This window comes from Kitasatospora sp. NBC_00039, assembly GCF_045160625.1.
GTDB lineage: Bacteria > Actinomycetota > Actinomycetes > Streptomycetales > Streptomycetaceae > Kitasatospora.
The window spans coordinates 5,722,417-5,743,416 of sequence record NZ_CP108289.1; the positions used below are offsets into that span (position 1 = coordinate 5,722,417).

17 protein-coding genes and 1 tRNA gene are annotated in these 21,000 nt (G+C 71.9%); 9 read left to right on the forward strand and 9 right to left on the reverse strand.

Annotated elements, in window-relative coordinates; all coding sequences use genetic code 11:
• Positions 1-182: 182 nt before the first annotated feature.
• On the reverse strand, positions 183-944 hold the full coding sequence (locus OG286_RS25510; protein WP_396322676.1) for a CoA transferase subunit A: 762 nt from the start codon (positions 942-944) through the stop codon (positions 183-185).
• A gap of 302 nt (positions 945-1,246) precedes the next feature.
• Between OG286_RS25510 and OG286_RS25515 the strand changes: the two genes are divergently transcribed.
• The 6 genes from OG286_RS25515 to OG286_RS25540 all read left to right on the forward strand — a co-directional run bounded on the left by OG286_RS25515 (position 1,247) and on the right by OG286_RS25540 (position 7,424).
• Positions 1,247-2,545 carry a substrate-binding domain-containing protein gene (locus OG286_RS25515; RefSeq protein ID WP_396322675.1) on the forward strand — a complete coding sequence of 433 codons (1,299 nt, stop codon included), beginning with the start codon at positions 1,247-1,249 and terminating at the stop codon, positions 2,543-2,545.
• 155 nt (positions 2,546-2,700) lie between these two features.
• Positions 2,701-3,453, forward strand: coding sequence for an ABC transporter ATP-binding protein (locus OG286_RS25520; protein WP_396322673.1), 753 nt, complete (start codon positions 2,701-2,703; stop codon positions 3,451-3,453).
• A 137-nt stretch (positions 3,454-3,590) separates the two neighbouring features.
• Positions 3,591-4,394, forward strand: a complete 804-nt coding sequence (locus OG286_RS25525) for an ABC transporter ATP-binding protein (protein WP_405365798.1) — start codon at positions 3,591-3,593, stop codon at positions 4,392-4,394.
• A complete protein-coding gene (locus OG286_RS25530; RefSeq protein WP_396322671.1) occupies positions 4,394-5,260 on the forward strand; it encodes a branched-chain amino acid ABC transporter permease in 867 nt (288 codons plus the stop codon). Before OG286_RS25525 ends, OG286_RS25530 begins: the two co-directional genes overlap by 1 nt.
• A gap of 167 nt (positions 5,261-5,427) precedes the next feature.
• On the forward strand, positions 5,428-6,519 hold the full coding sequence (locus OG286_RS25535) for a branched-chain amino acid ABC transporter permease (RefSeq protein WP_405365799.1): 1,092 nt from the start codon (positions 5,428-5,430) through the stop codon (positions 6,517-6,519).
• Positions 6,516-7,424, forward strand: coding sequence for an alpha/beta fold hydrolase (locus OG286_RS25540; protein WP_405365800.1), 909 nt, complete (start codon positions 6,516-6,518; stop codon positions 7,422-7,424). The genes OG286_RS25535 and OG286_RS25540 overlap by 4 nt, the downstream gene beginning before the upstream one ends.
• Positions 7,425-7,539: 115 nt before the next feature.
• Here the strand turns inward: OG286_RS25540 and OG286_RS25545 are convergent, their stop codons facing one another.
• From OG286_RS25545 to OG286_RS25555, 3 genes are all read right to left on the reverse strand, one after another.
• Positions 7,540-8,829 carry a hypothetical protein gene (locus tag OG286_RS25545; RefSeq protein WP_396322667.1) on the reverse strand — a complete coding sequence of 430 codons (1,290 nt, stop codon included), beginning with the start codon at positions 8,827-8,829 and terminating at the stop codon, positions 7,540-7,542.
• Positions 8,830-9,126: 297 nt separating this feature from the next.
• On the reverse strand, positions 9,127-9,723 hold the full coding sequence (locus OG286_RS25550; protein WP_396322666.1) for a DedA family protein: 597 nt from the start codon (positions 9,721-9,723) through the stop codon (positions 9,127-9,129).
• Between the two features lie 327 nt (positions 9,724-10,050).
• Positions 10,051-10,341, reverse strand: a complete 291-nt coding sequence (locus OG286_RS25555) for a hypothetical protein (protein WP_405365801.1) — start codon at positions 10,339-10,341, stop codon at positions 10,051-10,053.
• A gap of 96 nt (positions 10,342-10,437) precedes the next feature.
• On the opposite strand from OG286_RS25555, the gene OG286_RS25560 reads away from it, so the two are divergent.
• Entirely contained in the window at positions 10,438-11,526 is a 1,089-nt protein-coding gene (locus OG286_RS25560; protein WP_396322663.1) for an LLM class flavin-dependent oxidoreductase, read from the forward strand.
• A gap of 144 nt (positions 11,527-11,670) precedes the next feature.
• Here OG286_RS25560 and OG286_RS25565 read toward each other — a convergent pair whose 3' ends face one another.
• Both OG286_RS25565 and OG286_RS25570 read right to left on the reverse strand, forming a co-directional pair.
• Positions 11,671-14,049, reverse strand: coding sequence for a putative bifunctional diguanylate cyclase/phosphodiesterase (locus OG286_RS25565; protein WP_405365802.1), 2,379 nt, complete (start codon positions 14,047-14,049; stop codon positions 11,671-11,673).
• Between the two features lie 433 nt (positions 14,050-14,482).
• On the reverse strand, positions 14,483-14,908 hold the full coding sequence (locus tag OG286_RS25570; protein WP_396322660.1) for an OsmC family protein: 426 nt from the start codon (positions 14,906-14,908) through the stop codon (positions 14,483-14,485).
• Between the two features lie 292 nt (positions 14,909-15,200).
• On the opposite strand from OG286_RS25570, the gene OG286_RS25575 reads away from it, so the two are divergent.
• Together OG286_RS25575 and lepB are read left to right on the forward strand one after the other, a co-directional pair.
• Positions 15,201-15,563 (forward strand): chorismate mutase, encoded by a 363-nt coding sequence (locus OG286_RS25575; protein WP_396322659.1) that lies wholly within the window; start codon positions 15,201-15,203, stop codon positions 15,561-15,563.
• A 578-nt stretch (positions 15,564-16,141) separates the two neighbouring features.
• Positions 16,142-16,750 carry a signal peptidase I gene (gene lepB, locus OG286_RS25580; protein ID WP_396322658.1) on the forward strand — a complete coding sequence of 203 codons (609 nt, stop codon included), beginning with the start codon at positions 16,142-16,144 and terminating at the stop codon, positions 16,748-16,750.
• On the opposite strand, the gene OG286_RS25585 is transcribed toward lepB, so the two are convergent.
• From OG286_RS25585 to OG286_RS25595, 3 genes are all read right to left on the reverse strand, one after another.
• Positions 16,713-17,915 (reverse strand): EamA family transporter, encoded by a 1,203-nt coding sequence (locus OG286_RS25585; protein ID WP_396322657.1) that lies wholly within the window; start codon positions 17,913-17,915, stop codon positions 16,713-16,715. The two genes, lepB and OG286_RS25585, sit on opposite strands and share 38 nt — an antisense overlap.
• Before the next feature lie 196 nt (positions 17,916-18,111).
• Positions 18,112-20,583, reverse strand: a complete 2,472-nt coding sequence (locus OG286_RS25590) for a transglycosylase domain-containing protein (protein WP_396322656.1) — start codon at positions 20,581-20,583, stop codon at positions 18,112-18,114.
• A gap of 254 nt (positions 20,584-20,837) precedes the next feature.
• A tRNA-Lys gene (locus OG286_RS25595) sits at positions 20,838-20,911 on the reverse strand.
• Between the last annotated feature and the right edge of the window lie 89 nt (positions 20,912-21,000).

Below are 21,000 nucleotides of genomic sequence, written 5' to 3' on the forward strand. Positions count from 1 at the left end.
GCCGCGTGGGTCGAGCGGGTCGCGGGGGGCTGGTGGGCTTCCGGCGGCGAGCGGGGTGAGTGCCTCTGCGGGGTGGATGGGCGCCAGGGCGGACACGGCGGCGGTCGGCTCGGCGGACGTGGCGGAGGTCGGCTCGGTGATCGGCTCGGTGGTGTCGGTGGTCGTCCTGGTGGTCATCGCGGTCAGGCCTCCTGAGGTGTGGTGCGAACGGTCCGACGCTCGATGCGGCGGTCCGAGGGATCGGCGGCGACCACCCGGTCGACGTACACGCCGGGGAGGTGGACGGCGTCGGGCCCGAGCTCGCCCGGCTCGACGATCCGGTCCGCCTCGACCAGGGTGATCCGGCCGGCCGCCGCGCAGAGCGGGTTGAAGTTGCGGGCGGCCGCGTGGAAGACGCAGTTGCCGTACCGGTCCGCCACCTCGGCGCGGACGAGGGCGAAGTCGGCCGTGATGGCCTCCTCCAGCAGGTAGCGGCGGCCGCCGAACTCCCGGACCTCCTTCGGCGGTGAGGCCAGTGCCACCGAGCCGTCCGCCCCGTACCGCCAGGGCAGCCCGCCTTCCTCGACCTGGGTTCCGACCCCGGCGGGGGTGAAGAACGCCGGGATGCCGGCGCCCCCGGCCCGCAGCCGCTCGGCGAGGGTGCCCTGCGGCGTCAGCTCCACCTCCAGGTCGCCGGAGAGGTACCGCCGGGCGAACTCCTTGTTCTCGCCGACGTAGGAGGAGGTCATCCGGGCGATCCGCCCGGCCCGCAGCAGCAGTCCGAGCCCCCGGTCGTCCACCCCGCAGTTGTTGGAGACCACCCGCAGACCGGTGGTGTCCGTGGCGGCCAGGGCGCCGATCAGGGTGCTGGGGATGCCGCAGAGGCCGAAGCCGCCGACGGCCAGTACCGCTCCGTCGGGAATGTCCCCGACCGCTGCGGCGGCGGATTCCAGGACCTTGTCCAAAGGGTCACCTCGTGAGGGGGTGTGGGTGAACGGGGGTGGGTGGAGGGAGGGGAGTGCCCTCGCCCGCCACCACCGTCACCGTGCGCACCCTGCCCGTGCCATGGCGGGCGACGCCACGCACGTACGCCGACCCGTGGCGGCCGCCCACACCGGGTGATCGCCGGTGGGCCGCAGGTGCGGTGGTATGGCGGGCGCAGCCATATCCGGGCGGGCTGATACGTCGACCGGGCACATGTTGCAGCTTTCGCGCCACACCTACGGTTCCGGCATCCACCCCCGCAGCACCCCAGGAGTCGGTCATCATGCGCAGCTCGACAGCCCTCACCAGGACCGCCTCCGGTGCCACCGCAGGCGCAGCCGGAGCTGCCGGCACGGCCTGCAAGGCAGCTGCCGGCCCCGGCCGCAGACTTGCCGCGATCGCGGCCTGCGCCCTCCTCGCGGCCGGCTGCGCCAAAGCCGGTACGGCGGGCACCACCGCGGCTGACGGTGGCGGCTCCAAGGGTCCGGTCAAGGTCGGGCTGGTGTACTCCAGGACAGGGCCGCTGGCCGCGTACGGCAAGCAGTACCTGGAGGGCTTCAAGGCCGGTCTGAACTACGCGACCAAGGGCACCGGCGCGGTCGACGGGCACAAGATCGAGTTCGAGGAGCAGGACGACGCGGGTGACCCGGCCAAGGCGGTGTCGGCCGCCAAGGACCTCATCGGCAAGGGGCACAAGATCCTGGCCGGCTCCACCGCTTCGGGCGTCGCCCTCCAGGTCGGCCCGATCGCCGCCCAGAACAAGGTGCTCTTCATCAGCGGCCCGGCCGCCGCCGACAAGGTCACCGGGTTGAACAAGTACACCTTCCGTTCCGGCCGCCAGTCCTACCAGGACATCAGGACCGCGGCCTCGTTCATCGGTGACGCCAAGGGCAGGAAGGTCACCGTGCTCGCTCAGGACAACGCCTTCGGACAGGCCAATGTGGCCGCCGTCAAGGCCGTGCTCGGCGCCCAGGGCGCCACGGTCGACGCCGTGCTCGCCCCGCCGAGCGCGACCGACCTGACCCCCTTCGCCTCCCAGGCCAAGACCGCCAAGCCCGACCTGCTGTTCGTCGCCTGGGCCGGCGATACCTCGTCGGCCCTGTGGACGGCGCTGAACCAGCAGGACGTCTTCGCCGAGACCAAGGTCGTCACCGGCCTGGATCTCGCCGCCTCCTACCCGCTCTTCGGCCCGGCGGGCGAGAAGATCTCCTTCCTGGACCACTACTTCGGGGGTGCCGCCGGCACCCCGGTGGAGAAGGCCATGGACGAGGCCGTCACCGCCGGGGGCGGCAAGTCCGACATCTTCACCCCGGACGGCTTCACCGCCGCCCAGATGGTCGTGCACGCGATCGAGGCCAACCACGGCTCGACCGATGACACTTCGGCGCTGGTCAACGCGCTGGAGGGCTGGAGCTTCGACGCGGTGAAGGGGCGGGCCACGGTGCGTGCCGAGGACCACGCCCTGCTCCAGCCGATGTTCCAGGTCCGGTTGACCGGTACCGGCGCTGCCGCCAAGCCGACCGTGGAGAAGACGCTGACCGCGGACGAGGCGGCGCCCCCGGTCACCCCGATGGCGGGCTGACCCCGATGCCCGGTCCTGCTTCGTCCGCCATGGGCACGCCCTCGCCCGCTGGGCCCTCGCCCGCGTCGGCCGGGGCCACGCCCTCGCCCGCCGGGGTCATGACCCCGCCCACCGGGGCTACGGCGTCATTCACCAAGGTCGCATCCTCGTCCGCCATGGGCACGCCGGTGCTGCGGCTCACCGGCCTCGGCTGGTCCGTCCGCGGTGTGCCGATCGTCGAAGACGTCTCCTTCTCGGTCGGGGAAGGCGAGTTCATCGCCTTCATCGGGCCCAACGGTGCCGGCAAGACCTCCCTCTTCAACCTGATCTCCGGTATCCACCCGGCGAGCCACGGCACCCTTGAACTCGACGGCACCGACATCACCTCCGGGGCCGTTCACGCCAGGGCGCGCCGCGGGCTCGGTCGTACGTTCCAGACCTCCTCTCTCTGGCCGGGCATGACGGTGGCCGACCACGTCCGGCTGGCCGCCCAGGCCGCGGCCGGGCCGCGGGCCTCGTACCGGATCTGGCGCCGCGCCGACCGCTATGCGGAGCAGGTGGCCGAGACCCTGGAGCGCACCGAACTCCGGCACCGGGCAGGCTCCTTGGCGAGTGCGCTCTCCCACGGTGAGAAGCGCAAGCTCGAACTCGCCGTCCTGCTCGTCTCCGACCCGCGGCTGATCCTGCTGGACGAGCCGATGGCCGGGGTCAGCGCGGAGGAGGTGCCGGCCCTCACCGAGCTGATCCGCTCGGTGCACCGCGACCTCGGCCGCACCGTACTGATGGTGGAGCACCACATGGATGTCCTGCTCGGCCTGGCCGACCGCCTGGCCGTGATGCACCACGGAACCCTGCTCGCACTGGACACCCCTGAGGCAGTGATGGCGGACGCCACTGTGCAACAGGCCTACCTGGGCGAGGCGCTGTGACCGACTCTGCCTTCCCCACTACCTCCTCCGGTGTTGTTGTCGGCGGGCCGGCGGGTGTCGCCGACACCGCCGGGCCCGGTGCCCCATCCGGAGCACCGGCTGTCGACGGGGCCCTCCTCTCCGTTCGCGATCTGCGGGTGGTCATCAACGGACTGCACATCCTGCACGGGGTCGACTTCGACGTGGCGCCGACCGGCGTCACCGCGCTGCTCGGACGCAACGGCGCGGGCAAGACCACCACGGTCAAGGCCGTGATGGGCCTGGTACCGCGTACCGGCGGCGTGCTGTTCGCGGGTGCCGAACTCTCCTCTCTGTCCACACACCTCGTGGTCCGTCAGGGCATCGGGTACGCCCCCGAGGACCGCGGTATCTTCGCGGGCCTCACGGTCGCCGAGAACCTGCGTCTGGCCGAGCGGGACCACGACGCCGAACCGGCCTACCACCTCGTCCATGAACTGTTTCCCGAACTCAAGCAGCGGGCCCACCAGTTGGCCGGAACCCTCTCGGGCGGCCAACAGCAGATGGTGGCGATCGGCCGGACCCTGCTCAACCGCAACCGGCTGATCATCGCCGACGAGCCCACCAAGGGCCTGGCGCCGAAGATCGTGGCTGAGGTGGCCGACGTGCTGGCACGCGCGGCCGAGGCCGTGCCCGTTCTCCTGGTCGAGCAGAACCTCGCCCTCGTTCGCCGGCTCGCCGGTACCTGCGCCGTGCTGGCCGACGGCCGCACCGCCCACCGGGGCGGCACCGCCGAGCTGTTGGCCGACGAGGCGGCGGCCCGCCGCCTGCTGGGCGTCGGCAGCCGCCGATCCGGAGCCGGTCCCGTGGTGACCGCCCCTCTGACGGCCGGCGCCGCGGTCGACGGCCGTCAGGTGACCGGCTCCCCGGCGGCCGGCCAAGCTCCACCCGGCCCTGCTGTCACCACGGAGGTGAACCCCTGATGGACACGATCGTCCTCCTCACCTGTACCGGACTCGGTCTGGGTGCGCTGTACTTCCTGGTGGCCTCCGGTCTCTCGCTGATCTTCGGTCTGATGGACGTGCTCAACTTCGCGCACGGCGCCCTGCTCTCCATCGGCGCCTATGCCACCTGGTGGGCCGGCACGGAGGCCGGCTTCCCCTTCTGGCTCGCCGTGCCGTTCGGCACGCTGGTCGGGACGGCCGCCGCCGTCCTGCTGGAGCTCTTCCTGATCCGGCCGCTCTACAGCCGGCCGCGCGACCAGATCCTCGCCACCGTCGGCGTCGGGCTGGCCGTGCCCGCTCTCCTCATGGGCATCTGGGGCGCGGACGCCCGGCCCTTCCCGCAGCCGGAGCTGCTCGCCGGCACCTGGCGCCTGTTCGGTGCGACCGTCCCGGTCAACCGCTTCGTGCTGGTGGCCGCGGCGGCCCTGCTGCTGCTCGCTCTTCGGTTGTTCCTCGCCCGTACCCGCTACGGGCTGATCGTCCGCGCCGGCGTCGAGGACCGGGCGATGGTCACGGCGCTCGGCATAGACGTCCGCAAGGCGTTCACCCTCGTCTTCGCCCTCGGTGGCGCCGCCGCCGCTCTCGGCGGTGCCCTCGGCGGCCTCTACTTCGGCTCGGTCAACCCCGGCCAGGGGACCAGCCTGCTCATCTTCGCCTTTGTTGTTGTCGTGATGGGCGGTATGGGTTCCGTCACCGGGGCCGCCGTGGCCTCGGTCTGTGTCGGCCTCGTCCAGCAGTTCGCCAACTACTACACCGCTGCAGGGCTCGGCGACCTGTCGGTCGTCGTCCTGCTGGCCGTACTGCTCCTCGTACGACCCCGCGGACTCACCGGGAGGCTCGCGTGAGCACCAACACCTCCACCACGAGCACCGGTGGCACCGCGGCCGACCGCACTGCCGCCACTTCAGCAGGGGGGACTGACACCAGCCCTGCCGAGAGACATTCTGGACGGACGGGCGAGGCCGGCGCCATCCCTCGAACAGGTGAATCAATCACTGAGCGCTCGACAGCGGTGCACCGAGCGCTACGCTGGTGGCCGATCGCTCTGCTGATCCTGCTCCTTGTCGCCCCATACAGTGCGCTTCCCGTCCCGGGACTGCTCGACGGCCCGCTCGGCAGCCCCGGAAGCCTCCAACTCATCGCCCTGTGCCTGCTCTACGGGGCCCTCGCCACCGGCTACGACCTCCTGCTCGGCCGTACCGGACTGCTCTCCTTCGGCCACGCGCTCTACTTCGCGACCGGCCTCTACGCCACCAACGTCGGCATGCTGGAGTTCCGACTGCCGTTCGCCGCGGCGGCGCCCTTCGGCGTCGCCTGTGCCGTCGCGCTGGCCCTGCTGCTCGGCTCGGTCAGCCTCCGCGTCACCGGCATCGGGTTCTCCATGGTCACCCTGGCCTTCGCGCAGGCCGGTTCGATCCTCGTCCAGCGCAACCCCGGCGGCGTCACCGGTGGCGAGGAGGGCCGGTCGGCGCCGGCCGGCCAACTGCCCTCCGCCTTCCTGGGCATCGAGAACACCGCCAACCTCTACTGGATTGCCATCGCATACCTGGTGCTCACCCTGGCTGCGGTCCACTGGGTCGTCGGCTCCCCGGCCGGGCGGGTCTGGGAGGGCATCAAGGAGAACGAGCGCCGGGTCGAGGTGCTCGGACTCCGCCCCTACGGCTACAAGTTGATGGCCTTCGTCCTCGCCGGAGCCCTCGCCGCGGTGGGTGGGGTCGTCTACCTCCTGCTGACCGGTGGGGCCACTCCGCAGGCCGCCACCTCCGACGCCACGCTCTCACTGCTGGTCATGGTCGTCCTCGGTGGATCCGGTACCCGCTGGGGGCCGCTGCTCGGCGGCGTCATCTACACCTGGGCTGGTCACCGGCTCGGCGACCTCGCCAACTCCGAGGCCATCGCCGGCCTTCCCGCCGTCCTGCGTGTCCCGCTCTCCCAGCCGCTCTTCCTGCTGGGCGGCCTCTTCGTCGCCGTGGTCTACCTGCTGCCCGGCGGCCTGGCCAGACTGCCTGCCCGCATCCGTGTCGCCCGCTCCGGCCGATCGGCCCGGGCCACCGGCCACGCCGGTGCCCCCGGTGCCCGCCCCACAGGAGGTAGCCCCGCGTGAGCCGGTCATTTCCGCAGCCCGAGCAGCTGACGGCCCCCGTTCCCGGGGGCGACTTGGCGGTGCTCCGCTGGCCCGCCACTGCGCCGGGGGCGCATGCCGTCGTGGCGGTGCATGGCATCACCGCCAACGGCCTCGCCTGGTTCGAGGTCGCCCGCAGGCTCGCCGGCCGGGCCACACTGCTCGCGCCCGACCTGCGTGGACGCGGGGCCAGCCGGACCGTGGGCGGACCGTACGGCCTGGCCCGCCACGCGGACGACATGGCCGCCCTGATCACTGCGCTCGACCTGGGGCCGACGCCGGTCGTCGGGCACTCCATGGGCGCCTGGATCACGGCGCTGACGGCGGTGCGCCACCCCGAGCTGGTCAGCCGCGTGGTGCTGGTCGACGGGGCGGTCAGCTTCCCGCTTCCGGAGGGCGTCCGGGAGGAGGAGGCGCTGGCCGCGGTGCTCGGCCCGGCCCTGGCCCGGTTGTCGATGACCTTTCCCGACCGCGCCGCCTACCGCGCGTTCTGGCAGCAGCACCCCGCCTTCAACGCCGACTGGTCGGAGGAGATCGATGCTTACACCCAGCGCGATCTGATCGGCACCGAGCCCGAACTGCGTTCCGCCTGCGTCCTGGAGGCGGTTCAGACCGACGGCGCGCAGGTCCTGCTGGACCAGGACGCGGCCGCCGCGGTGCACCGGCTGCCCTGCCCCGGTGAACTGCTGTGGGCGGAACGCGGCCTGCTCGACGAGCCGCAGGGCCTCTACGACGACAAGCGGATCGCGATGGCAGGCCTGGACAAGGCCCGGGTGGTGGCGTCGTCGCTGGTGCCCGACACCAACCACTACTCGATCCTCTGGGGACGGGCCGGCAGCGAGGCCGTGGTGCAGAGCCTGCTCGGCACCGGGCCGGCGGCCGGGTAGCAGTCGGGGAACCGGTAGGCAGGGCTGGTTGTTGCGGCCTCGTCGGCCGGTCCCTCACGCCTGCGCCGGCCGGTGCGTCACGGTCGTGCCTGACTGTGGGGGCAGTGCGCGCGGCTCAGCCGGCGGTGCCGAGGAAGGACTCCCACCCGCCGGTCGGCGCCTGCCCCACGTTCAGCGAGCGAAGCTTGCGGATCGTGGACTGGTCCTGCACCTCCAGCCAGTCGACCAGCTGCCGGAAGGAGACCAGCCGGACGTCCGGCTTGCCCGCGATGGTCTTGAGAGTCTCCTCGACGGCGTCCATGTAGATGCCGCCGTTCCACTGCTCGAAGTGGTTGCCGATGAAGAACGGCGCGCGGTTGCTGTTGTAGGCCCGGTCGAACCCGGCGAGGTAGGCGTCCCGGGCCTGGGTGCGCCAGTCGTTGTACTTGGCCGGGTCGCCCTTGGTGCTGCCGGCCGACTGGTTGGCCAGGATGTTGTAGTCCATCGACAGGACCTGGAAGGCGTGCCCCGGGAACGGGATGCTCTGCAGCGGGAAGTCCCAGACCTTGCCGTCCTGCACCTTCTGCGGCCATATCTGCTGGCCGCCGGAGGAGCTGGCGTCGTACTTCCAGCCCATCTTGGCCGCGGTCGGAAGCAGGGCCTTCTGCCCCTCGAGGCACGGGGTGCGGCCGCCTATGAGCTCCTTCTTGTAGTCGAAGGGGAGCGGGTCGACGTCGGTGAAGCCGGTGTTGGTCCGCCACTGGGTGACGAACCCGATCGCCTGGTCGATCTCGCTCTGCCAGTCCTCCGGCGTCCACTTGTTGACGCCGTTGCCGTCCGAGCGGGTCGAGCAGAAGTGACCGTTGAAGTGGGTGCCGATCTCGTGGCCGGCCAGCCAGGCCTGGCTGATCAGCTTGATCGTGTTCTTGACCGCGCCGTCCGACAGGTACGGGATGTCGGACGCGCCGACCGAGTGCTTCGGCGGGTGGTACAGGTCGGACTTGCCCTTCGGGAGGGTGTAGATCCCGGAGAGGAAGAAGGTCATCGACGCCTTGTGCTCCTCGGCCAGCTTGAGGAACCGGGGGAACTGGCCGTCGTCGGTGGCGCCGGCGCCGTCCCAGGAGAACACCACGAACTGCGGCGGGCGCTCACCGGGCTTGAGCTTCTCCGGCTTGGGCTGGTTCGGCTGGGGGCCGGTGTCGGACGTGGAACCGTCGCCGATCGGAGTCCCCTTGGGTACACCCTTGCTCGGAGAGCCACTGCCCGTCGGTCCGTTGTCTGCACTGCTGCTGCCCGGGGTGGGGGCGGTACTCGACCCTGAGCCCGACCCCGAACCCGATCCGCCGCTGGAGCACGCCGTCACTGCGCCGAGGGCCACGGTCGCGGCGGTGGCACTGAGCACGGTCCTGCGCGAGATGTTGGTCATGGTCTCCCCTGGGTGCCGCTGGCCGGGTGGTGATGGCGTCCGTGGGCCGTACCGGTCAAATCGGGCAATTGATGATTATTGCGCTTTTAGCATGCCATGTGGACTCAGGGGGCACCAAGGCGCCGAGGTCCATTGACAGTCAATACGCAGAATGCCTGCGCAGGGGCTGCGGAGACAGTCCTTCTGTTGCCGTCCTGTGACGCTCGGCTCCACCCACCCTGGTATTGCTCGGGTGTGTCGCAGGGTGAGTCGACGGCCTGTCGGCGATGAACCGCCGGGAGATGAGCCGGCGGGGCGTCAGGCGGTGGCGAGCCGGCGGTGGCGGCGAACGATCCGGGCGATCGTCGTGCTGACCGCGGTGGCGGCAGTGCAGGAGACCGCGAGGCTCAGCCAGGCAGTGTCGAACCAGTGGCTGTTGAGCCAGCCCAGCGTGACGATGTAGGCGGCCCAGATCAGCGCGGCCAGGGCGGACCAGCGGAGGAACCGGTGCGGCTGGCCGGGGGAGTGGCCGATGGCCAGGTCGAGGACGGTGCGCCCGGCCGGCACGAAGCGTGCGACGACCACCATCGCGGCGGCCGCCCCGGTGGTCCGCCCGTCCAACGCCTGCTGGACCCGGGCCACGCTGGCGGCCAGCTTGGGGCGGTGTTCGAGTCGTCGCTGCACCGAAGGGGCGCCACGGCGGGCGAGCTGGAGGAGAAGCAGGTCCCCGAGGAACGAGGCCACGGCGACGCCGAGCCCCAGTAGCAGTGGCGCGCCGTCTATCTGGGCCGTCTTGAGCACGGCCAGGATGACCAGCGTCCCGCTGGGGATGAAGGGGAGGAAGGCGTCGCCGAGTACGGCGAAGAGCGCCAGGGCGCAGATCCATGAGGATCCGATCACCGCTGAGATGTCCAAGGTCCGACTCCCTCCAGGCTGCCCAGGGGGAGCAGATGGCTGCAGGGGACAACGCTAGCGCCTCGACTTTTCATGCCATGAAGCACCCCGGCTGTGCCGGACCTCACAAAGGCGCGAACCCCCGGGGCGGGGTGCCGCTCCGGGGGCTCGTGGGGATCGATCGGCGCTGGTCCAGCCCGATGACCTTGCTGTTGAGGACGGATCCGGTTGGGTGATCCGCTCTGCTCCCTAGCCTGCCGGACGCCGGTCGCCGGTCGCGAGCCCTGCGGCTGGCGACTTCCCGCGGTGGCGTGAAGTCGCCACGCGTGTCCGCCTGCTGGCTGTGAGTCAGCCGAACGGTCGGTAGGCAGGCTGTCGCTCGCCGGTCGTGCAGCGGCACGGCTCGCGCCGGTCCGTCGCGTGGCGACATGGCCCGCGCCGGGCCGCTGCGACGGAGACCGGGCTCCGGGAGCCGGGAACACCCGGACCGGTGGCGTGGTTGACGTCCGTCGGCAGCAGCGACCGCCGGCCAAGGACGCGGTCGTTCGCAGCCGAAAAGACGGCGATCAAGTCGGCGATCAAGTCGGCGATCAAGTCGGCGATCAAGACGGCTATGAAGACGGCCATGACGACGGTCATCACGACGGCTATGAAGACGCCGGAGAGATGGCCTCGACGGCGGCCGTCACGACGGCCACAGGAGCGGCCGCCAGGGCGGCCAGAAGGGCGGACGGCATGACCACCGACGACCAGCAGGAGCGCGGGCCCGAGCCGCAGACCGGTGCGGCGATCCGTGGCACCGTCCGCGGCACGGCCCCCGCGCCGCTCTCCATCCTGGACCTGGCCACCGTCGGCGTCGGCTACACCCCGTCCGAGGCACTGGCCGCGACCACGACACTGGCCCGCAGCGCGGAGGAATGGGGCTACCACCGCTTCTGGGTCGCCGAGCACCACGGCATGCCCGGCGTCGCCAGCTCCACCCCGGCGGTCCTGCTGGCCCACCTCGGGGCCCACACCACGTCGCTCCGGCTCGGCTCGGGCGGGGTGATGCTGCCCAACCACGCCCCACTGGCGATCGCCGAGCAGTTCGGCCTGCTGGAGGCGCTGCACCCCGGCCGTATCGACCTCGGGCTCGGCCGCGCGCCCGGCACCGACCCGGCCACCGCCCGGGCCCTGCGCCGAGGCCTGGCCGAGGGGGCCGACGACTTTCCCCAGCAACTGGCCGAGCTGACCCACTTCCTGGACGGTGACTTCCCGGCCGGCCACTCCTATGCACGGCTCACGGCCGTTCCGAAGGGCGACGGGCGTCCGCCCGTCTGGCTGCTCGGTTCGTCCGGCTTCAGTGCCCAGCTGGCTGGGCGACTCGGCCTTCCATTCGCCTTCGCGCACCACTTCAGCAGCACCAACACCATCCCGGCCCTCGACCTCTACCGCTCGTCGTTCCGCGCCTCGGCCGTGCTCGACGAGCCGTACGCCCTGATCGGGGTGAGCGCGGTCGCGGCCGACGACGAGGCCTCCGCCCGCAGGCTGGCCCGCTCGGCGGCGCTCGGAATGCTCCGGCTGCGGCGCGGAAATCCGGGCCCGATCCCCACACCGGAGGAGGCCGAGGCCTACCCGTACAGCCCGGTGGAGGCGGACTTCGTCGACGACTGGCTGGGCAATGTCGTCCTGGGCTCGCCCGGAGAGGTGGCCGACGGCCTGGAGGCGCTGCGCAAGCGGACCGGGGTGGACGAGCTGATGGTCACCTCGCACATCCACGGCCACGAGGCCCGCTATCGCTCGTACGGGCTGATCGCCCAGGCGTACGGGCTGACCGGGGAGTAGGGGCGGCCTGGGCGTAGCGGACCAGGCAGTTCGGTCCGCCCTGCGCCCGGTCCTCCCTGCCCCCGCTCCGCCCCTACGCCCGGACCGGCAGCACAGTCGGCGGAGCCTGGCGGGCGATCGCTCCTCCTCGGGGCGCCCTACCGCTCAGGCGCCGCCGGGCGCTCCGTCCACCCCCGGGCGACTCTCCCGGAGTATGGCCGCGACGAGTTCGGCCTCGCCGGGCCGGGCGAAGTACCAGCCCTGGGCGGTGTCGCAGCCGGTCAGCCGCAGCCGTTCGGCCTGGGCCGCGCTCTCGATCCCCTCGGCGGTGACGGTCAGGCCGAGGGTGTGCGCCAGCTGCACCATCGCGCCGACGATCTGCTCGTCGGCGTCGCTCCGGCGGGAGCTGAACGCGGGGAGTTCCGGCCGGCCGGCGGGGGCCGGGTCACGGAATCCCTCGATGAAGGTGCCGTCCAGCTTCAGGACGTGCACCGGCAGCCGAGAGAGGTACGCCAGATTGGAGTAGCCGGTGCCGAAGTCGTCGATCGCGATCCGGACGCCCATGTCGGCGAGGGCCTGCAGAGCCTGCAGCGGTCGCCCTCCGGGGCCCAGCAACGCGCTCTCGGTGATCTCCAGCTGCAGCAGCCGGGCCGGCAGGCCGGTGCTGTCGAGCGCCTGGGCCACGTCGGCGACCACGTCCGAGTCCCAGATCTGGCGGGCGGCCAGGTTGACGCTCACGAAGGTCTCGGTGTCGGGGAACTCGGTGAGCCAGCGGTGCGCCTGACGGCAGGACTCCTCCAGGACCCACTTGCCGAGCGGCACGATCGCGCCGGACTCCTCGGCGAGCGGGATGAAGCGGTCCGGGGAGAGCGTCCCGTAGCGCGGGTGACGCCAGCGGACCAGGGCCTCCGCGCCGTGCACCGCCCCGTCGGCGAGGCCGACGAGGGGCTGGTACTCGATGGTGAACTCGCCGCGTTCCAGAGCCGGGCGGAGTGCGGTCGTGAGCAGCTGGCGGGTCAGCTGGTGGGCGCCCCGGTCCGGGTCGTAGAGGGTCCAGCGGGCCCGGCCGTCCGCCTTGGACCAGTAGAGGGTGGCGTCGGCGTCCTTGACCAGGTCGGTCGGTGTGGTCTCGTGCACGGAGCGTTCGACGACGCCGACGCTGGCGGTCACCACCAGCCGGTGCCCGGCCACGTCGAAGGGGCGCTCCAGCGCTTCGAGGATCCGGGCGGCCAGCTCGGTCAGCTGCTCGCTGCCCCGGCTGTCGGTCACCAGGACGGCGAACTCGTCGCCGCCCATCCGCGCCACCAGATGGGCGCTGCGTTCGGAGAACCCGCGGCGCAGCCGGGTGGCGACGGCGATCAGCAACTGGTCGCCGATGTGGTGTCCGAGGGTCTCGTTGATCGCGGCGAAGCCGTCGAGGTCCAGATAGCAGACGCCCACCCGGCGGCCGTCCGCCGCGGCGGTACCCGCTCCGGATGCGCCCGCTCCGGATGCACCCGCCGCCGGAGTACCCGCCCCCGCGTCCGCCGCCCCGGAGTCCCCGCGAGGGTCCGCCCCCGCGCCCGGGCCGCCGACCGTGCCCCCGCTCCCGGCCACCGGGCCGGCTGTCACCGCGAGGCAGGCGGCGTCGAGCCGTTCGAAGAAGAACGTCCGGTTGGGAAGCCTGGTCAGCGGGTCGTGCAGGGCCTGGTACTCCAGGCGGTCGCCGAGCCGGCGTTGCTCGGTGATGTCCTCGACCATCGCGAGGGTGTAGAGCGGACTGCCCGAGCCGTCCCGGATCAGGGAGATGGTCACCTTGCTCCAGACCGTGCGGCCTTCGCGGTGCCTGAGCTGCTTCTCGACACGGAGCCGTTCGCGTTCGCCGCGGACCAGCGCGGGGAAGAGCCGGTCCGGCATGCCCTCCGGGTCGATGAGCTCACGGATGGGGGTGCGGACCAGTTCGCCGACCCCGCAGCCGATCAGGGCAGCGAAGGCGGGGTTGACCTCGATGATCCGGTCCTCGGGGTCGATCAGGGCCATGCCGATGCCGGCGTCGCAGAAGGCGGCGCGGAACCGGGACTCGCTCGCGCTCAGTGCGGCCAGCAGCCGGTCGGGCCCTCCGGGTGGCAGGCCCACCACGTCGGCGGGCCGGTGCGTGCCACTGGCGAGCGGGGCCGCGCAGGTCGGGCAGAGGACGATGTCGGCGCCGTCCGTGCCACCCGCACGCTCCGTGTCCCGGGGGCCGGCGTCGGCGCCGGGCGGAGCTTTCGGCAGTACCGGAGAAGGGCCGCCGTTCGCGGTGTCGACTCCGTCGACGGTGTCGACGGCGCTTCCGCGGGTGTCGTCCAGAGCGGTGCCGACGGCCGCGCCGTGGGCCGGACTGCCGTTGCCGGAGCCGCCGTTGGCCGGAGTGCCGTTGCCGGAGCCGCCCTTGCCGGAGCCGCCGTTGACGGGGCCGAAGTCGGTGGGCCCGCCACTGGTCGCGCTGCCGGTGGCGCTGTCGTCGGCGGGCCGGAGGATCGGAGACCGGAGGCGGCGGTGGTGTTGCGGTTCCTCGTGCCGCACGCCTGGGTGGTGTGCGTCGGCCCCCTCGTTCTGGCCCGGCACGGCATGCTCCCGTCCGCTGCTGACGCTTGACGCTGGTCCGGCCGGTCACCCGGAACTGCGGCGGCCGGCTCCCGCACTCTGTCGAGGTCCTCGCAGTCCGGTGCGGAGCGCTCGCGGAGGAGCGCTCGGGCGGGGATCCGCGTGAAGAACAGGGCGTTGCGGCCGATCATAGGACGCGGCGGCAACGCGCGGTAACCGCCGCCAGGGTGATTCGCCCGCTTTCCGATTATGTGTGGCGGTACATGCGGACGCCCCTGGTGCACATCACATGATGTGTACCAGGGGCGCGTGCTCCACAGTGCGCCCCAGGGCGCTTGTCGAGCGCCGGAACGCGCCGTCCGGCGCGGCCGCAACGCTCCGTGGTCGCGGTCCCGCCGAAATCGTCGGAGGGTCAGGCCAGCTTGGCCGTGAGGGTGATGGTCGTTCCGGTGAGGGCCTGGCTGACCGGGCAGTTCGCCTTGGCGTCCTCGGCAGCCTTCACGAAGCCGGTCTCGTCCAGGCCGGGCACCTCGCCGATGACGGTGAGGTGGATGCCGGTGATGCCGGTGCCCGGCTGGAAGGTGACATCGGCCTGGGTGTCGAGCTTGGTGGGCGGGTTGCCCGCGCCGGCGAGGCCGTGCGAGAGGGCCATCGAGAAGCACGCGGAGTGAGCGGCCGCGATGAGCTCCTCCGGGCTGGTCTTGCCGTTCGGCTCCTCGGCCCGGGCCGGCCAGGAGACCGGGTACTCGCCGATGCCGGACGAGGCGAAGGTCACCTGGCCCTTGCCGTCGAGCAGGTTGCCTTCCCAGGCGGTGCGTGCGGTGCGAGTGGTTGCCACGATCGGTACCTCCATCACTGAGGAACTGCTGAGTCGTCACTTCCGGTCATGCCGCGCACCAGACTACGGGCAGGCCGGGGGCGGATCACAGGAAGCGCCCGGAGGTGCCGTGGCGGGAAACCGGCAGGCTCGGGGCCGGAGGCGACCGCTGCTCCACGCGCTGTCCGGATCGTGGACGGATACGCCAAATGGTGCGGATCCGGACCGGGTGCCCTGTTAGATTTGCCCGGGCCTGATCCCCGGCCTCGGACGGCTGGGTGCCCACCAATCTGAGAGCCGCGGAGCCGCCCCGATGACGGATCACCCCACGACCCCCGATGCCGGACTGCCCAAGGGGATCGACGATGCCGTACGGGCCGAGCTGACCAGCCTGCGCGAGAGCATCGACAACATCGACGCCGCGGTGGTCCACATGCTGGCCGAGCGGTTCAAGGCGACCCAGCGGGTCGGTCGGCTCAAGGCCGAGCACAAGCTTCCCCCGGCCGACCCGGCGCGGGAACGGGACCAGATCAAGCGCCTGCGGGAGCTGGCTGCCGGGGCGCACCTGGACCCGGTGTTCGCGGAGAAGTTCCTCAACTTCATCATCGCTGAAGTCATCCGGCACCACGAGAAGATCGCCAGCGATACGGTGACCGGCCAGAACGTCGCCGGCTGACGAATCCGCCCCGGCGCCCCCCGGGGCGCCTCCAGGCGGCCCGGGCCTTCAGGGTCATTCAGAGGCATTCAGGGCCATTCTCGGGCCTTCCGGGTCGTTCCCGGGCCTTCCCGGCCTTCAGAGGGTTCCCGTGCCTTCAGGGGGATTCCGGGCCTTCCCGGGCATCGGCGGACTACCCTCGAGATCGTCTCCGGACTCGCCGACCGCAGAGGGCACGGCGGAGGCCCATACCCAGGGCGTGATGTCTGGCGCGGGTAAATGCCCGATTTCGCGAGGCTTCGCGGTTGGCGTAGCGTGCAGGTTCCCCCAGCCGGAGAGGTGGAGCAGCGACGATGGCGGTGAACCTGCCCGATACGCACGGCGATGCCGGGACCGGCCAGGCCTGGGCCGCCGGCGCCGGCGACGGTGATCCCGGCGATTCCGATGCGCCCGTCGGCGGCCGTGCCGCGGCGCGGCGGGCGCGCAGCCGGAAGGCGCGCAAGGGCGCGAGGTCATCGAACGGCCCGAAGCCGCCGAGAGGATCGAAGGACCGGCGGTCGGGGCGTCGTCAGCGGCCGTGGTGGATAGAGATCCCCGCGATGGCGGCGGTCGGGCTGGTGGTCGCGCTGCTGATCAAGACCTGCCTGTTCCAGGTGTTCACCATCCCCTCCGGGTCGATGGAGAACACGCTGCGGATCGGCGACCGGGTCGGCGTGAACAAGCTCGCCCCGCTCACCGGCTGGGAACCGAAGCAGGGCGAGCCGGTTGTGTTCAAGGACCCGGGGGACTGGCTGCCGCCGCAGCCGACCGACGGCAACCCGATCTCGCGGGCAGTGGGCTCGGCGCTCAGCTTCGTCGGCCTGGTGCCGCCGAAGGACGACAACTACCTGGTCAAGCGGGTCATCGCGACGGGCGGCCAGACCGTGCAGTGTTCGGGCACCACGCTGACCGTCAACGGAACCAAGGTGGACGAGCCGTACCTCCACCCCGGGGACGACTCCTGCGCGGGGCTGGACTTCGGCCCGGTGACGGTGCCCCAGGGCTACGTCTGGGTGGAGGGCGACCACCGGAGCGACTCCGCCGACTCGCGTTACCACCAGCGCGGCCCGGGGGGCGGCGCCGTGCCGGTGGACAACGTGGTCGGGCCGGTCTCGGCCGTGGTGTGGCCGCTCAATCACCTCGACTGGTTCGGCTGGGTCGGCCACTGACCCCCTGGTCGACAACGGGCCGGTCCTCGACACCCTGCCCTCCGACGCCGTGCTCTCCGATGCTCTGCGCTGCGATGTCCTGCCCTCCGACGCCCCGCTCCGCGGCAGCCCGTGTGAGCCGCTCGCCCAGCGCGGTTGCGCCCGCCGCCGCGCCCGCCTCTCCCGCCGCCGCGCCCGCGTCAGGCATCTTCGCACCCATTGCCGCGCCCATCGCCGCGTCCACCTCCGCGGATGCCGTGGCGGGCTTGCTCGCCTGGGCCGCGAAGGCGCCGGCCAGGACGAGCAGGCCGCCGGCCATCTGCGGCACGCCCAGGTGTTCGCCGAGCAGGATCCAGGCCAGGACGGTGGCGACGACCGCCTCCAGGTTGGCCACCACCCCAGCGACCGGGGGCGACAGGTGCCGGACGGCGATCACACCGGTCAGATAGGCGAGCACGGTCGCGATGAGGATCATCCAGGCGGCCGGGATCAGTGCGGGCAGCGAGTGCCCGTTCATGACGACGTTCCCGCCGAGCAGGCCCCAGTCGGCGTTCCACGGGCTGGTGAACGCGGTGAGCACGACGGCGCCGATCAGCAGGCCGAACGCGCTGAGGGCGAGCGGGTCGACGGGGCGGTCACCCCGGCTTCCGGCGTCGGCCAGGACGAAGTAGCCGACCTGGCAGCATGCCGCCCCGAGGGCGAACAGGACGCCCAGGGCGTCGAAGCTCAGGCCGTTCCAGACCTCCACCACGCAGGCGAGTCCGGCCACGGCGACGCCGGCGCCGATGGCCGAGCCCCGGCTGATCGGCTTGCGCTGGACGAACTTCACATAACCGATGAGCAGCGGGGGCCCGAGGTATTCGATGAGCAGTGCGACGCCGACCGGGATCCGGGAGATGGCCGCGAAGTAGCAGGCCTGGACACCGGCCACGGCGAGCAGGCCGAAGCCGAGCAGCACGCCGGGCCGCCGGAGCACCGCGCCGCGGTGGCGGTAGGCGAGCGGGAGCAGGACCACGGCGGCGCCGGTCACCCGGAGCCAGACCACGTGCAGCGGCGAGAGGCCGGCCTCGATCAGCGGTTTGGCGGCTGTGCCGGAGCCTCCGAAGGAGACGGCGGAGACCAGGGCGAGGGTGAGACCGAGGGTTCTGCCCGAGGACCGGCCGAGCAGGGGCTTTGAGCTGTACACCGACGCATTGTGACAGTCATGCCATCGGTTCGGTAAGGCGCCATTCCGGCATTTGGTCCTGCCTCCAACTGTGCGCAACGGCAGATTTACGGACGACTGCCCACCGCCGCGCAACGGCCGCCCGGCACCCCGACCAGCAGCCGTCCGGTACCCCGACCGACCGGCCCAGCCGACCGGCCGCCGACCGGCCGCTCCGCTACTGCCCGGCCCCCGCAGGCACGTTCGCCCCGGTGCCCGAACCCGACCCGCCCGCGCCGCCCGTGCCGCCTGTCGGCTGGGGCGCAGTGGTCGGGCCGGTGGTCGGCGCGCTGGTCGGGCCGGTCGTCGGCGTCGGCGTCCGGGTGGGCCTGCCGGTCGGTTGGGTCGTCGGCTGCGTGGTCGGCGGGGACGTGGGCGGGGCGGTCGACTGGGTGGGCTCGGTGGTCGCCCCGCCGCCGGGGCGCGAGCCGCCCTGCCCACCGGACGTCCCCGAGGAGCCGGACGTCCCCGAGCCGGTCGGCGAGGCGCCGGAGCCCGTGCCGCCGTCCGGCGAGGCCGGGGCGGAGGGAGCCCCGGACGGGGTGGAGGGGCTGTCCGAACCGCCCGACGGCGTGTCACTGCCGCCCGACCAGGAGCCGCCCTTGTCCGAGGGCGAGGGGAAGTCCGTGACCGGCTGGCCCTTCAGCGCGGCCTTCATGTAGCTGGTCCAGATCTGCGCGGGGTACTGGCCGCCCGCCGCGCCGTCGATCCCGCCGGTACCGCTGAGGCTGACCTGGGCGCCGCTGGCGGGGTCCTGGCCGAACAGGGCGACCGAGGTCACCAGCTCGGGGGTGTACCCGACGAACCAGACCGACTTCTGGTCATCGGTCGTGCCGGTCTTGCCGGCCACCGGGCGGCCGAGGGACTTGGCGCGCCAGCCGGTGCCGCCCGGGTCGCTCACCACGCCCTGGAGCATGGCCGTCACCTCGCGCGCGGTCTCCTCGCTGATGGCCTGGGTGGTCTTGTGGGCGGGCAGCTGGAGCGCCTCGCCCTCGCGGTCCACCGACTGCACCAGCCACGGGGTGATCTGCTTGCCGCCGTTGTCCAGCGTGGCGTACACGCCGGCCATGTCGAGCACGCTCGGGGTGGCGGCGCCGAGCGGGATGGACGGTACCGGGTCGAGGCCGGGGGTGCTGCTGGGCAGTCCGAGCGCGATGCCGGTGTCCCGCACCTTCTGCAGTCCGGTGTCCTGGGCGAGCTGGGCGAACGCCGAGTTCACCGACCAGTCGGTGGCCTGCTGGAGGGTGATCTGGCCGTAGCTCTTGTCGCCCTCGTTCGGCGGTGCGTAGGGCGTGCCCTTCCCGCCGCGGACCTTGCGGCCGCTGGTGCCGTCGTAGACGGTTCGCGGGGTGACGGTCTGGCCGGACTGGGTCTTGGCGTCGTTCTCCAGGGCCGCCGCCAGGGCGATCGCCTTGAAGGTGGAGCCGGCCTGGTAGTCCCGCCGCGCCGCGTTGTCGATGTAGTGCTTGGTGTAGTCGGCCCCGCCGTAGAGGGCGGCCACGGCGCCGGTCTTCGGGTCGACGGAGACGGCGCCGGCCTGGGCGGCCGCGTCCTTCTTCCGCTGGTCCGGGTTGAGGGTGTCGTGCAACTGCACCTGGACGGAGTCCTGGAGGGCCTGCTGGCGTGCCGGGTCGATGCTCAGCCTGATGGTGTAGCCGCCCTTGGCCAGCTCGGACTCGCCGATGATCTGGTTGCTGGTGAGGTACTCGGTCGCGGCGTTGACCAGGTAGCCGGCCTGGCCGGAGAGGCCGAGCTGGGCCTGCGGGTCCCTGACCTCGGGGAAGGTGGTGGCGGTCCGCTCCTCGGCGGAGAGCCAGCCCTCCTTCACCATGCCGTCCAGGACGTAGTTCCAGCGGTTCACCGCGTTCTGCTTGCCCGCCGGGGTCGCGGTGGCGACGTCGTACGCGCTCGGTGCGTTCAGCAGGGTGGCCAGGTAGGCGCCCTGGGCAGGGTCGAGCGCGGACGCGTCGACGCCGAAGTACTGCTGGGCGGCGGCCTGGATGCCGTACGCGCCGCGCCCGTAGTAGGAGGTGTTGAGGTAGCCGGAGAGGACGTCGTCCTTGGACTGGGTGGCATCCACCTTGATCGCTATGAAGAGTTCCTTCACCTTGCGGGTGATGGACTGCTTCTGGCTCAGGTAGGTGTTCTTCACGTACTGCTGGGTGATCGTGGAGCCGCCCTGGGTGCCCTCGCCCTTGGCGGTCTTGACGGCGGCGCGGACCAGGCCGGGCACGTTGACGGCGCCCTCGTGGTAGAAGTTGCGGTCCTCGGCGGCGAGCGCGGCGTGCTGGGCGGCGGGGGAGACCTTGTCGAGGGGGACGTTCTGCCGGTTGGTCTGGCCGGTCCGGGCGATCACCGAGCCGTCCTGGTAGAGCCAGGTGTTGCTCTGGGCGGTCGCGGCGGCGTGCGCGTCCGGCACCTTCACCAGGGTGATGCCCAGGGCGAAGAAGCCGACGCCGAGGAGCAGGGCGGCGGTGAAGCCGAGCAGGGTGAGCCGCCAGGTCGGGATCAGCCGGCGCCAGCCGGTGCGCTTCGGGTGGCGGGCCTTCCTGCCGCCGGTCCCGCCACCGTTCGTGCCTCCGGCGCCGCCGACGGGGCGCTCCGACGAACGCTTCAGGCTCTTCACCGGGCGGAGACGGACGGTCGGCACGCGGCGGCCGCTCCGGGCGTTTCTGGACAAAGCGGCGGCCTTTCCTGCGGGCGGACCGTGCCGGCCTGCACGGCGTGGGACATCGGGGGTCGGGGCCCTTTGTCCCATTTCCGGTTTACAGCCCAAAACGCGCCGAACGGGTCGGTTGGCTCCACCGGAGCGGCAAGCGAGACCGACATCACACACAAAACGGACGTCGATGGGCAAAAAAATCGGGGAGCCCCTCGCTGCTGCGAGAGGCTCCCCAATGTCTGTGCGCCGCCAGGGACTCGAACCCCGGACCCGCTGATTAAGAGTCAGCTGCTCTAACCAACTGAGCTAGCGGCGCCTGCTGACTCGGAGAACAATACACGGTCCGCAGGGGTGCCTCGCACCGCCGGGGGCGGCCGAGTGTTCATTGCCGAGCCGGGATGCCCG

Excerpts from the sequence above, each read along its gene's own strand:
- OG286_RS25555 (WP_405365801.1), bottom strand. The coding sequence starts at position 10,341 with ATGACCGTCGTCATGGCCGTCTTCATAGCCGTCTTGATCGCCGACTTG.
- OG286_RS25515 (WP_396322675.1), top strand. The coding sequence starts at position 1,247 with ATGCGCAGCTCGACAGCCCTCACCAGGACCGCCTCCGGTGCCACCGCA.
- OG286_RS25545 (WP_396322667.1), bottom strand. The coding sequence starts at position 8,829 with ATGACCAACATCTCGCGCAGGACCGTGCTCAGTGCCACCGCCGCGACC.
- OG286_RS25520 (WP_396322673.1), top strand. The coding sequence starts at position 2,701 with ATGGGCACGCCGGTGCTGCGGCTCACCGGCCTCGGCTGGTCCGTCCGC.
- lepB (WP_396322658.1), top strand. The coding sequence starts at position 16,142 with ATGGCGGCGGTCGGGCTGGTGGTCGCGCTGCTGATCAAGACCTGCCTG.
- OG286_RS25530 (WP_396322671.1), top strand. The coding sequence starts at position 4,394 with ATGGACACGATCGTCCTCCTCACCTGTACCGGACTCGGTCTGGGTGCG.
- OG286_RS25575 (WP_396322659.1), top strand. The coding sequence starts at position 15,201 with ATGACGGATCACCCCACGACCCCCGATGCCGGACTGCCCAAGGGGATC.
- OG286_RS25560 (WP_396322663.1), top strand. The coding sequence starts at position 10,438 with ATGACCACCGACGACCAGCAGGAGCGCGGGCCCGAGCCGCAGACCGGT.